We start from the raw sequence: 12,229 nt of genomic DNA, 5'->3' as shown, positions 1-12,229 counted from the left end.
GGCGGTCCTCCCGTAGGCCCAAGGCACGGCACGCTCCCTTGGGCCCTGACAAAATGGGAGAATTACCCACACTTCGACAAACTATTTCTTGTCATCAATTGATTACAAAAAATCATAAACGTGAGCAATCCAGAAGATGACCGTTCATCAACCATTCCTCTGCGAAGCCCATAATCTGCGTGCAAATCATTAATGATTAAAACTGATAAATAACGCTGAAATAAATCGTTTGTCGAGCCCTCCTTCTCTTGCTGAAACTGGCGCCAGGCATCAAGGCACTGCCTGCCGTGCATCTGACAAGAGAAAACAAAAATGACCGTATCGACTGATTCCCGCCTTATTCCCGTACACGCCCTGGAAACCGTTCTGGCACCGATCCATGAAGCCCATGGCCTGACCAATGAGTTCTACACCGACCAGCGCTATTTCGAGCTTGAGCGCGATGAAGTGTTGGGGCGTAACTGGGCCTGTATCGGTTTTGCCAGCGACCTGCCGACCACCAGCTACGTCAAGCCTGTGGACTTCATGGGCCTGCCCCTGTTGATGATGCGCAACCGCGAGGGCCTGGTGCAGGTGTTCCATAACGTCTGCAGCCACCGCGGCGTGAAACTGGTGCAGCAGGCGGGTGAAGTGCAGGGCGTGATCCGCTGCCCCTACCACTCCTGGACATACGACCTCAATGGCGGCCTCAAAGGCACACCGCATGTCGGCGGGATCAATCAGCACAAGGACGAGCGTTTCGCCTGCGAAAAGCATGGCCTGAAGGCACTGCGCACCACGATCTGGATGGACATGGTGTTCATCAACCTGTCCGGCGATGCACCGGCCCTTGAAGAGCAACTCAAGCCACTGACCGAGCGCTGGACCCAGTTCCTGGGCAGCGACGGCATGAACCTGCTGCGCCGTGAAGCGAACAGCGGCGCCATGAGCATCGAGGTCAACTGCAACTGGAAGCTCGCGGTCGAGAACTACTGCGAGGCCTACCACTTGCCGTGGGTACACCCGAGCCTGAACAGCTACTCGCGCCTGGAAGACCACTACAACATCATGTTCGAGGAGTTCGCCGGCCAGGGCAGCCACGCCTACAACCTCTCGGCCGTTGCCGGCACCCATTTGCCGATCTTCCCATCCTGGCCACAGGAGCGCCTGCGCACCGCCGAGTACGTGGCGTTCTTCCCCAACGTGCTGCTCGGCATCCAGGCCGACCACGCCTTCGCCATGATGCTGGAGCCCGTGGCCCCAGGCAAAACCATCGAACACCTGCGCCTGTTCTATGTCGGCGATCAGGCCCTGGACAGCCACTACGACGCCTCGCGCAAAGCCGTGATGGAGTCCTGGCGCGTGGTGTTCGCCGAAGATATCGCTTCGGTCGAAGGCATGCAGAAGGGCCGCCTCTCCCCTGGCTATAGCGGTGGCGCATTCTCGCCGGAAATGGACCTGCCGACCCACTACTTCCACAAGTGGGCTGCCCGCCAATTGCTCGACTGCGCGCAGCGCGCCTGAGGTGATCACCATGCATTCGATAGCCCCGCACTGGCTGAACTTCATCGACGGCCAGTGGACCGACAGTGAGCAGCACCTGACCATCCACAACCCCGGCACCAGCGCACCTGTGGCGACCGTCGCCCAGGCCAGCGTGGCCGACGCCGAACGCGCCCTGCAGGCCGCCCGACGCTGTGTCGACAGCAATGTGTTGAGCCGCGTGCGGCCGGCGCAGCGTGTGACCTGGCTGCTTGAGATTGCGGCGCAGATTCGTGCAATCACCGATGAAGGCGCCTGGGTGCTGTGCCAGGAAAACGGCAAGAGCCTGCGTGATGCGCGTGACGAATTCGTCGAGGCTGCGCGCTACTTCGAGTATTACGCCGGCATGGCCGACAAGATCGAAGGCAAGTCGATTCCGCTGGGCGACGGCTACATGGACTTCACCGTCTACGACCCGATGGGCGTGTCGCTGCAAATCGTGCCGTGGAATTTCCCGGTGTCGATCTGCGCGCGCTCCCTGGCCCCGGCCCTGGCGGCGGGCAACGCTGTGGTGATCAAGTCGCCGGAGCTGTCGCCGCTCGGCCTGTGCGTGCTGATGCAGGCCATCGAGCGTGCTGGCCTGCCACAGGGTGCGGTCAACCTGATCTGCGGCCGGGGCCGTGAAGTGGGGGCCTATTTGGCCGGCCATCGCGACGTCGACCAGATCGTCTTCACCGGCTCTGTTGCTACCGGCCAGAGCATTTTGCGTTCCGCCGCCGACCACGCGACCCCCAGCGTCATGGAGCTGGGCGGCAAGTCGGCTGCCCTGGTGTTCCCCGATGCCGATCGCGAGCAAGTGATCAACAGCGTGAAAAGCGGCATTTTCTTCAACGCCGGCCAAGTATGTTCGGCCATGTCACGCCTGTTGGTGCATCGCTCGGTCTACGACGATGTCGTCGCTGATGTCGTGGCAATGGCAGAGGGGTTGAGCGTCGGCCTGGGCCAGGACAACCCGGACCACACACCGGTGATCTCTGCAGGCCAGCTCGAGGGTATCGAAGCCCTGTGCCAGCGGGCCCAACAGCAAGGCGCCGTCGTCGCAACCGGCGGCGAGGCCATCTCTGGCCTGCGTGGGCACTACATGGCGCCGACGGTACTGCGCGATGTAACCCCGGACATGGAGATCGCCCAGGCCGAAGTGTTCGGCCCGGTGTTGGCAGTGATGCCCTTCGACAGCGAAGAGCAGGCCATCGCCATTGCCAACGGCACCGTCTTCGGGCTGGTGGCAGGCGTGTTCACCCAGGACCTCAACCGCGCTCTGCGCTGCGCACGGCGCCTGTGCGCCGGCCAGGTGTTCGTCAACGAGTGGTATGCCGGCGGCATCGAAACCCCGTTTGGCGGGGTCGGGCTCTCGGGCTTCGGACGCGAAAAAGGCCAGGAGGCGCTCTACAGCTACGTCAGGACCAAAAACCTGGCCGTACGTATCAAGGGCGAGTGAGGAGGTAACGCGATGAAAACCTGGCTCTGCATCATCTGTGGCCTGATCTACGACGAAGCCAAAGGCTGGCCCGACGACGGCATCGCCCCCGGCACCCGCTGGGAAGATGTGCCCGAGGACTGGCTGTGCCCTGAGTGCAAGGTCGGCAAGGCCGACTTTGAAATGATCGAACTGAGCACTCCGATTGCTGCTGTGGCGGCGGCGCCGGTCATCCAGGCGCAACCTGTGGTCGTCGCCCGCCCGGCGCAACCGGTGGTCATCATCGGTAGCGGCCATGCCGGCTATGGCCTGGCACAAGCCCTGCGCAAGGCCGACCCGCAGCTGGAGATTCGCGTACTGACCCAAGAGTCGGGGCATATCTACTCCAAACCTGCCTTGTCGATCGCCCTGGCCCAAGGGCGCACTGCTGCAACCCTGGCAACTGAAAGCCCGCTGGCGATCGAGCAGCGATTGGGCATTCGAATCTATGCCGGATGCAAGGTCGAGCGTATTGATACCCAGGCGCGACGGCTGCATACCAGCCTAGGCGAAATGGACTACGGCCAACTGATACTGGCCAGCGGTGCTTCTGCGGTGCGGTTGCCTATCGAGGGGTGCGCCGAGGCCCTGCTCAGCGTCAACAACCTGCACGATTACCAGGCGTTCCGCCAACGTCTCAAAGATGTAAAGAGCGTGGCAATTCTGGGTGACGGATTGATTGGCTGCGAGTTCGCCAACGATATGGCGAGCAATGGCTACAAGGTGCGGGTGATCGGCCTGGGCGCCTGGCCCATGGAGCGCCTGCTGCCCGAGGCGGCAGGCCAGCACTTGCAGCAGGCGCTTTCGGGCCTTGGCGTGCAATGGAATCTGCGCACCACCTTGCAGCGCATTGAGCGCAACAGCGACGGCTACCAACTGACTCTGGCCGACGGTCAAGTGGTCGAGGCAGACCTGGTGCTCAGCGCAGTGGGCTTGCGCCCCAACCTTGAACTGGCGCTAGAGGCCGGCCTGGACTGCGGCCGGGGGATCAAGGTCGATGCACAACTGCAGACCTCGCACCCGGGCATATACGCCTTGGGTGACTGCGTCGAGATCAATGGCCAGTTGCTGCCCTACCTGGCGCCGATCAACGAGGGTATTCGTGCCCTGGCCAAGACGTTGCTGGGTCAACCGACCGCTGCCCACTACCCACTGGCGCCTGTGACCGTGAAAACCCCGGTTGCCCCACTGTGCCTGCTGACGCCACCCGGTGACTGTCAGGGGCAATGGCGTTGCGATCCGACCAGCGATGGATTGAGCGCGGCGTTCCACGACCACGCCGGTGCCCTGCGCGGGTTCGTGCTGCTCGGGCGCCAGGCGCAACTGCAACGTAATACCTGGCTGCAAAGCTGCCAGGACACCCAGCAACATGTGGCCTGAGGCCGAACCATGAACAGTATTGTCAATCTGCCTCACGACGACCGCAGCTGCGGTTGGTACGCCGCGCTGCCTGAGCCGGCACCGAGCAAGCGCCTGAGCGGCGAACAGAATGCCGACCATGTAGTGATCGGTGCAGGCTTCGCCGGGCTTGCGGCCGCACGGCGGCTGGCCGAGCACCTGCCACAGGCGCGCATTATCCTGGTGGATGCCCAGCGCATCGCCTATGGCGCCTCGGGTCGCAACTCGGGCTTTGTCATCGACCTGCCGCACAAGTTCGCTCTGGAGCATCCCGACCCGCAACACAAGCAGCGCCTGCTGGGGCTGAACCGGGCCGCCATCGACCAACTGCAGACCTTGATCGACCGTCATGGCATCGAGTGCCAGTGGTCTCATGCGGGCAAGTACCAGGGCGCGGTGGGCGAGCGTGGCCAGGGCTATCTGGACCATTTCGAAAAACTCATGGCCGACCTGGGTGAGCCCTATCGCGTGGTGGAGCGTGACGAACTGGCCGGCGTACTCGGTAGCCGCTACTACAGCCGTGCTATCTATACCCCGGGTTGTTACTTGATGCAGCCTGCCGCCCTGGTCCGTGGCCTGGGTGGTGCGCTGCCGGCCAACGTCGAAGTGCTTGAAGAGTCGCCCATCCGCTCACTCGAGAAAGACCCCAGCGGCAAATGGCTGCTGCGCGGCGACAACGGACTGATCCGTACCCCGCAGGTATTGCTGGGCACCAGCATTTTCACCCAGGAGTTCGGTTACCTGCGCAACCGCCTGCTGCCGGTGATGACCTTCGCCAGTTGGACACGGCCGCTGAGCGATGCCGAGATGGCAGCAATCGGCGCCCAGGCCGACTGGGGGCTTACCCCTGCCGACCACGCCGGTACCACGGTGCGCATGACCCAGGACCGACGCCTGATCATTCGCAATACCTACAAGCACGTTCCTCGCTACGGCCGTAGCATCACCGATACCGCCCGCAACAAGATTCGCGATGATCATCGCAAGGCGTTCGAGGCGCGCTATCCACAACTCAAACAGGTGCCGTTCACGCATACCTGGGGCGGTGCCTATGCGATCTCGCGCAACTTCACCAATTACTTCGGCCAGCTCGATGACGGCGTCTACGCAACCGCCTGCGACAACGGCGTTGGTGCCGCCTGGGGCACCATTTCCGGCACGCTGCTGGCCGACATGGCAGTGGGCGCGGACTCGCGGCAATTGAGCGACATCCGCGCCGTGACCGGGATGCCCTCACGCAACCCGCCTGAGCCGTTCCTGGGCCTGGGCGTGCGCACTCGGATTCGCTGGGCAGCGTTCAACAGCAGGCGCGAAGTATGAGCCGCGTGCCGAGCGGCAAAGGCCCGGTGCGCCTGGTCGATCATCGCGACCTGGATTTTGCCCAGCGTGGCGGCCCGCCGGGTGACGCGTGGGTCGCACGCGCCATCAGCAACGAAGTGTCGCCCAACCTGGGCGTAGGCTTTGCCCGCTGGGCAGGTGCCGAAGTGGCCTGGACGGTGCTCTACGACGAAGTGATTTTCGTCATCGAGGGCTGCTTTGAGCTCCAGGCCAACGGTGAGCTGTATCGGGTATCGCCCGGCCAGGTGCTGTGGATTCCCGAAGGCACGCAACTGGTTTATGCAGGCCACGCGCTGTTCGGCTATGTGGTGTACCCGGGCGACTGGAAACAGCGTCACGGCCTTGCCTGACTACCGACCCTCTCCCTGGGGAAGCCAATTGTTCGCACTAAGTAAAAGGTTCGGCACGATTTATGTCGCTGCCTTGTTGATGCAACTGGGCTCCAGCCTGCTGATGACCTACCTGGCCCTGCGCCTGGATGCAGCCGGAGTGGCACAGTTGTGGGGCGGCGCGCTGATGGCCGCAAACGCGTTGGGGATGGTGTTCGGAGCTCGCTCCGGCTACTGGCTGATTGGCCTGGCCGGCCATGCGCGGGCCTTTGTGGTGAGCGCCGGGGTGATAGTGACCGCGGTGCTTACGCACCAGCTCAGTGACGGCTTGCCGCTGTGGCTTGCCCTGCGGTTTATCGTGGGGGCGGCGATGATGTGCCAATTGATGGTCATCGAGAGCTGGCTCAACGACTGTGCCCCGGTAAGCCGGCGAGGCGGCGCCATGTCGCTGTACATGGTGGCCAGCTATGTCGGCATGATGCTTGGCCAACTGATGCTCAGCCTTGGCGATGGGCTGCACACACTGGCGCTGACAGGCGTGGCCATTGCCTTTGCCATCGGCTTGATCCCCGTGGCCCTGCACAGCGGCGCCCAGCCGAGCGGTATCAGCCAGGCTCGGATCAAACCGATGCTGTACCTGCGCCGGCTTCCTCAATCGTTGTTCACCATCCTTGCTTCGGGATTGCTGAACGGTTGCCTGTATGGGCTGACCCCGATTTTTGCCGCGCAACTGGGCTTTACCCCGGCGCAGGTTGGGCAGTTCATGGCCATCAGCATTGCCGCCGGGCTGTTGGCGCAGCTGCCGCTGGGCAAACTGTCGGATCATTTTTCGCGCATCACGCTGATCCGGGCTACGGCCTTATTGCTGTGCATCGCCTACCTGCCGCTGGCTCTGGGCCTGGCATCAGGGCAGCTGTGGATAATTTTGGCGGGCGCCACCATCGGTTTCTTGCAGTTCTGCCTGTATCCACTGGGTGTGGCGCATGCCAACCACAATCTGGAGCCTGAGCTGCGTGTAGCGGTGGCTGGGGTATTGCTGATGACGTTTGGCATTGGCGCCACCATCGGGCCCTTGATTGCCAGTGCGATGATGGAGCAATCCGGGCCGCAGGCGCTTTATATCTTCAGCATTGGCGTGGCGGCGATGGTGACGTGTTTTATAAGAGAGAAGCGCAGCGTGGGTGGGTCACTGGCAGGGGCAGCATAGCCTTAGGTGTGCATGTTGCGTTTTCCGCTGGGCGAACAACTGCAGGCTGTCGCAGTAGCTACGCCAGTTCCCGCCTGGGGGTGTCTGCTCATCCAAGATGAGTACACCCATCATCGAAGGGTTGCGATATATTCGGAAAATCGTATATTCGAAAAAACATATAGGCGCGGATTGGCAAGATCCGCGTCCTGTTTGTTTGTACCGCAAACGCAGCTCGCTCGCCAAGCTTTGCTCCGGCACACGAACCCTGTGCATTTCGACGCTTTCAGCGCGGCGACCAGTGACAAACACGATGCCTTCCGACACACCCTTCACGAGATCCATGAGCGCATCAAGCTGCTCGTCCTTGTGAATACCAAACACTGAGTAACCCCATGACTGACTCGCTGACCCCTACCAAGGTCTTCAAATGCCTCGCCGACGAAAACCGCATTCGGATGATGCTGCTGATCGCTCGCGAGGAAGAACTCTGCGTCTGTGAACTGACCTGCGCGCTGGAAGAAAGCCAGCCCAAGGTTTCCCGCCACTTGGCGCAGCTGCGCACCTGTGACCTGGTGGAAGACCGCCGCCAGGGCCAGTGGGTTTATTACCGGCTGCATCCATCGCTTCCCGCCTGGGTACGTGAGGTCCTGGCGACGACGCTGGAAGCCAACCGCGAATGGCTGAGTACCAGCACCAAACGTCTGGACTCCATGGGTGACCGCCCACAACGCGTCGCCTCGTGCTGCTGATCCATGCCGAGAAGAACCGATGAAAGTTCTGTTCCTCTGCACAGCCAATAGCTGCCGCAACACCCTCTGCGAGACCGCTTTCAGCCACCTGGTGCCTTGTCTCAGGAGTAAATCATGACCGAACACCACATCCCCAACATCGACAACGACCTGGTCGACCTGCTGACCGCAGACAAACTGGCAGTCGAGCAAAAGTCCACCCATAAGCCTCGCATTCTGCTGCTGTACGGATCGACCCGAGAACGCTCGTTCAGCCGCCTGCTGACGGAAGAAGCAGCACGCCTGCTGGAGCACTTCGGTGCCGAGACGCGCATCTTCAATCCGTCCGGTCTGCCATTGGCGGACGACGCCCCCGATGACCACCCCATGGTCAAGCAGCTGCGCGATCTGGTGCTGTGGTCCGAAGGCATGGTCTGGTGCTCGCCAGAACGCCACGGTGCAATGACTGGCGTGTTCAAGTCGCAGATCGACTGGATTCCACTGAGCATGGGCGCCGTGCGCCCGACCCAAGGCAAAACCCTTGCGGTGATGCAGGTCTGCGGTGGCTCGCAGTCGTTCAACGTGGTCAACCAGCTGCGTGTCCTCGGCCGCTGGATGCGCATGTTCACCATCCCTAACCAGTCGTCCGTGCCGAAGGCCTATCTGGAATTCGACGAGGCGGGCCGCATGAAACCCTCTTCGTACTACGACCGTGTCGTCGACGTTATGGAGGAGCTGGTGAAGTTCACCCTGCTGCTTCGTGACCGCTCCGACTACCTGGTCGATCGCTACTCCGAGCGCAAGGAGTCGGCAGAGGAACTGTCCAAGCGTGTCAACCAACGATCCATTTGAGGCTTTCTGAGCAGGCAACTGCACCCGTACCCCGTGCTAGCAACGCTGCGCACGTTGGGTACATCAACCAGTTCAGCGACACCCTCTGACCTTTCGCTAATCGCGATCCGAGAACAAGAACATGGCTATCAAAGTAGGTATCAACGGGTTTGGCCGTATTGGTCGCTTGGCGCTTCGCGCGTCCTGGGACTGGCCAGAATTCGAGTTTGTGCAGATCAACGACCCGGCCGGTGACGCCGAGACCCATGCCCATCTGATCAACTTCGATTCGATCCACGGACGCTGGCACCGTGAAGCCCGCGCAGAAGGCGACGCGGTAGTGATCGAAGGCAAGCGCCTCAAGGTCACCGCGAACAAGACCATCGCGGACACAGACTGGCCGGGCTGCGATCTGGTCATCGAGGCCAGCGGCAAGATGAAGTCGGTAGCCGTGCTCCAGGCCTACCTGGATCAGGGCGTCAAACGTGTGGTGGTCTGCGCTCCAGTGAAGGAGAAAGGCGCACTGAACGTGGTGATGGGCGTCAACCAGCACCTGTTCGACCCGGCGCAGCACCGTATCGTCACCGCCGCTTCTTGCACCACCAACTGCCTGGCCCCGGTGGTCAAGGTGATTCACGAGAACCTGGGCATCCGCCACGGCTCGATCACCACCATTCACGACCTCACCAATACCCAGAGCATCCTCGATACACCGCACAAGGACCTGCGGCGCGCGCGTGCCTCGGGCATGAGCCTGATACCGACCACCACAGGCTCGGCCACCGCAATCGCCGAGATCTTCCCCGAGCTGCGCGGCAAGCTGAATGGTCACGCCGTGCGTGTACCGCTGGCCAATGCCTCGCTGACAGACTGCGTGTTCGAAGTGGAACGACAGACGACGGCTGAAGAGGTCAACGCGCTGCTGAAAGCCGCTGCCGAAGGGCCGCTGAAGGACATCCTGGGCTACGAAGAGCGCCCCTTGGTGTCCATCGACTACCGCACCGATCCACGCTCCTCAATCATCGATGCGCTGTCCACCCTGGTGGTCAATGGTTCCCAGGTGAAGATCTACGCCTGGTACGACAACGAGTGGGGCTACGCCAACCGTGCAGTTGAGCTGGCACGCTTGGTCGGCGCAGCGGAGTAAACAGCGATCATGAAGGCGTTGTCAGCCCTGCCTGCACAAGTGCGTCAGTACCTGCTGGTTACCGGCAATTACTGGGCCTTCACCCTCACCGACGGCGCATTGCGCATGCTGGTGGTGCTGCACTTCCATTCGCTGGGCTACACGCCGCTGCAGATCGCGGCGCTGTTCCTGTTCTACGAAGTGTTCGGTGTGATCACCAATCTGGTGGGCGGTTACCTCGGCGCCCGCCTGGGGCTCAACCGCACCATGAACATCGGCCTTGGCATGCAGGTTGTGGCCTTGCTGATGCTCACGGTACCGGCAGCCGGGCTGACGGTGCCGTGGGTGATGGCCGCCCAGGCGCTATCCGGCATCGCCAAGGACCTGAACAAGATGAGCGCCAAAAGCTCCATCAAGCTCCTGGTCCCGGACAGCCAGCAAGGCACGCTCTACAAGTGGGTGGCCATCCTCACGGGCTCCAAGAACGCGCTCAAAGGCGTCGGCTTCTTCCTCGGGGGAGCACTGCTTGCGCTGCTTGGTTTCACCCTGGCGGTGCTGGCCATGGCAGCAGTACTGGCTCTGATCTGGATCGGCAGTTTGATGCTGCTGAAAAAGGACTTGGGCAAAGCCAAGGCCAAACCGAAGTTCCGCGACATGCTGTCCAAGAGCCGGGCCATCAACATCCTCTCGGCCGCACGGCTGTTTTTGTTCGGTGCGCGGGACGTCTGGTTCGTGGTGGCGTTGCCGGTGTACCTGAGCACGGCGTTTGGCTGGGACTTCTGGCTGGTCGGTGGTTTCTTGGCCGCGTGGGTGATCGGCTATGGCATCGTCCAGTCGCTTGCTCCTCACATCACCGGCAAGAAGCGCGGTCATGTGCCCGATGGCAGAGCGGCCTTCATCTGGGCAATCGCCCTGGCCGGGCTCCCTGCGCTCATAGCCGTGGGCCTGTCGGCAGGCTGGTCGGCGCAAATAGTGCTGCTTGGTGGGTTGATGCTGTTCGGCGTGCTGTTCGCGGTGAACTCATCGCTGCACAGCTACCTGATCGTCAGCTATGCCAAGGAAGACGGCGTCTCCCTGGATGTAGGCTTCTACTACATGTCCAACGCCCTCGGTCGCTTGGTCGGCACGTTGCTGTCAGGTTGGGTGTTCCAAGCTTATGGGTTAGAGGCTTGTTTGTGGGTCTCCAGCATCTTCGTATTGGCTGCCGCACTCATCTCGATCGCACTGCCTAGGCACAGTGAGATTGCACACCAGGCAAACTGATCAGTGAGGAAATGCGGGGGCCGTCAGGCCTCCGCTTTCACCGGGCCGCGTGGGATGACTCAGCGTGGCGAGTCGTGCCCTACCTTCAGATACGTCTTCGTCCACTCTCGATAACTTTCGACGCGCGTGTACTTCGAAATCAGCTCAGGGAGGGAGAGTTCGCGCCCCTGTGAACCGCTTTGCTCACGCAGCGCTTGGTAGATCGACTTGATCGCTGAAAAATAAGGAGTATGCCCATTGACCACGATGCGCACATTGGCCGCGCTGAGTTTTTCAACATCACTGAGGGCCGGATTACCGTAGTTGATAAGCATGATCGGCGTGGTGAGGTGTTCCGTGAGTGCCGCTAGGTGATGGAAGTCTTTGACCCCGACCAAGCAGATAGCATCTGCACCCGCTTTCTCATAGGCCGCAGTACGAGCGATAGAATCTTCCAGAGTGGTTGCGGCCACGTTCGTTCTGGCGATGATGCTGAGGCTGTCATCCGAGCGGGAAAATCGAGCAGCGTAGATCTTGGCTGCTGCCTCTTCCCCTCCGATCAACGCCGGCGATTGCTCTTCGTATCTGGCCGGCAGATGAGTGTCTTCCAAAGTCAACGCGGCAACGCCGGCTTTCTGTAACTCAGTGACTGTGCGCATGACATTCAGCGCATTCCCAAACCCATGGTCAGCGTCAGCGATGATAGGGATTTGGCTCGCACGCCCAACTCTGTTGACCTGCTCGACATACTCATCAAGCGTCAGGAGTGCAATGTCCGGTGCCCCAAGCACTTGAAGCGAGGCGACAGACCCTCCCTGTATACCCACCTCGAAACCGAGGTCGGATGCCATACGCACCGATATGGGATCGAATACGGAAGCAGCAAATTTACAGACATGTCCTTGAAGCAAATCACCAAACGCCTTGCGCAATTCATGATGCGATCGCTCGATCATATTCGGCTCCATCAAATTCATTCAGCTGGTGCAGAGCACGCTTTGCGGGGCTAAAGAAACCAGATCACAACCGATCATCGCCGACTTTCAAGCGCGATGACCGGAAGTGAAGGTG

General features: G+C 61.2%; 11 protein-coding genes and 2 pseudogenes. 12 read left to right on the top strand and 1 reads right to left on the bottom strand.

Annotation, left to right across the window (positions count from 1 at the left end; all coding sequences use genetic code 11):
* Positions 1–312 precede the first annotated feature (312 nt).
* The 12 genes and pseudogenes from IWW33_RS11645 (at position 313) to arsJ (ending at position 11,179) form a co-directional block, all read left to right on the top strand.
* Positions 313–1,503 (top strand): aromatic ring-hydroxylating dioxygenase subunit alpha, encoded by a 1,191-nt coding sequence (locus IWW33_RS11645; RefSeq protein ID WP_115273193.1) that lies wholly within the window; start codon positions 313–315, stop codon positions 1,501–1,503.
* A gap of 10 nt (positions 1,504–1,513) precedes the next feature.
* A complete protein-coding gene (locus IWW33_RS11640; protein WP_115273194.1) occupies positions 1,514–2,959 on the top strand; it encodes an aldehyde dehydrogenase family protein in 1,446 nt (481 codons plus the stop codon).
* 12 nt (positions 2,960–2,971) lie between these two features.
* Positions 2,972–3,133, top strand: a pseudogene (locus tag IWW33_RS26635) (rubredoxin); the annotation flags it as partial.
* Entirely contained in the window at positions 3,122–4,357 is a 1,236-nt protein-coding gene (locus IWW33_RS11635; protein ID WP_231386415.1) for an FAD-dependent oxidoreductase, read from the top strand. The pseudogene IWW33_RS26635 and the gene IWW33_RS11635, both read left to right, overlap by 12 nt.
* A gap of 9 nt (positions 4,358–4,366) precedes the next feature.
* Positions 4,367–5,695: an FAD-dependent oxidoreductase gene (locus tag IWW33_RS11630; protein WP_046786774.1), complete on the top strand. Its 1,329-nt coding sequence runs from the start codon at positions 4,367–4,369 to the stop codon at positions 5,693–5,695.
* Positions 5,692–6,063: an ethanolamine utilization protein EutQ gene (locus IWW33_RS11625; RefSeq protein WP_046786775.1), complete on the top strand. Its 372-nt coding sequence runs from the start codon at positions 5,692–5,694 to the stop codon at positions 6,061–6,063. Before IWW33_RS11630 ends, IWW33_RS11625 begins: the two co-directional genes overlap by 4 nt.
* A 28-nt stretch (positions 6,064–6,091) precedes the next feature.
* A complete protein-coding gene (locus IWW33_RS11620; RefSeq protein ID WP_174142381.1) occupies positions 6,092–7,249 on the top strand; it encodes an MFS transporter in 1,158 nt (385 codons plus the stop codon).
* 170 nt (positions 7,250–7,419) lie between these two features.
* Positions 7,420–7,615: pseudogene (locus IWW33_RS26910) on the top strand (hypothetical protein).
* Positions 7,616–7,623: 8 nt separating this feature from the next.
* Positions 7,624–7,980 (top strand): metalloregulator ArsR/SmtB family transcription factor, encoded by a 357-nt coding sequence (locus IWW33_RS11615; protein ID WP_115273196.1) that lies wholly within the window; start codon positions 7,624–7,626, stop codon positions 7,978–7,980.
* Between the two features lie 114 nt (positions 7,981–8,094).
* Complete coding sequence (gene arsH, locus IWW33_RS11610) at positions 8,095–8,811, top strand: arsenical resistance protein ArsH (protein WP_125924289.1); 717 nt, start codon at positions 8,095–8,097, stop codon at positions 8,809–8,811.
* A 121-nt stretch (positions 8,812–8,932) separates the two neighbouring features.
* Complete coding sequence (locus IWW33_RS11605) at positions 8,933–9,937, top strand: ArsJ-associated glyceraldehyde-3-phosphate dehydrogenase (protein ID WP_174142380.1); 1,005 nt, start codon at positions 8,933–8,935, stop codon at positions 9,935–9,937.
* Between the two features lie 9 nt (positions 9,938–9,946).
* Positions 9,947–11,179, top strand: a complete 1,233-nt coding sequence (arsJ, locus tag IWW33_RS11600) for an organoarsenical effux MFS transporter ArsJ (protein WP_174142379.1) — start codon at positions 9,947–9,949, stop codon at positions 11,177–11,179.
* 59 nt (positions 11,180–11,238) lie between these two features.
* On the opposite strand, the gene IWW33_RS11595 is transcribed toward arsJ, so the two are convergent.
* A complete protein-coding gene (locus IWW33_RS11595; RefSeq protein WP_115273200.1) occupies positions 11,239–12,114 on the bottom strand; it encodes an isocitrate lyase/phosphoenolpyruvate mutase family protein in 876 nt (291 codons plus the stop codon).
* Positions 12,115–12,229: the final 115 nt, after the last annotated feature.

Origin of the sequence: Pseudomonas sp. M2, from assembly GCF_015751845.1 — a bacterium.
GTDB classification, from domain to species: Bacteria; Pseudomonadota; Gammaproteobacteria; order Pseudomonadales; family Pseudomonadaceae; genus Aquipseudomonas; species Aquipseudomonas putida_E.
Note: the sequence above shows the minus strand (reverse complement) of the source record. Positions and strands in the feature narration are given on the sequence as shown.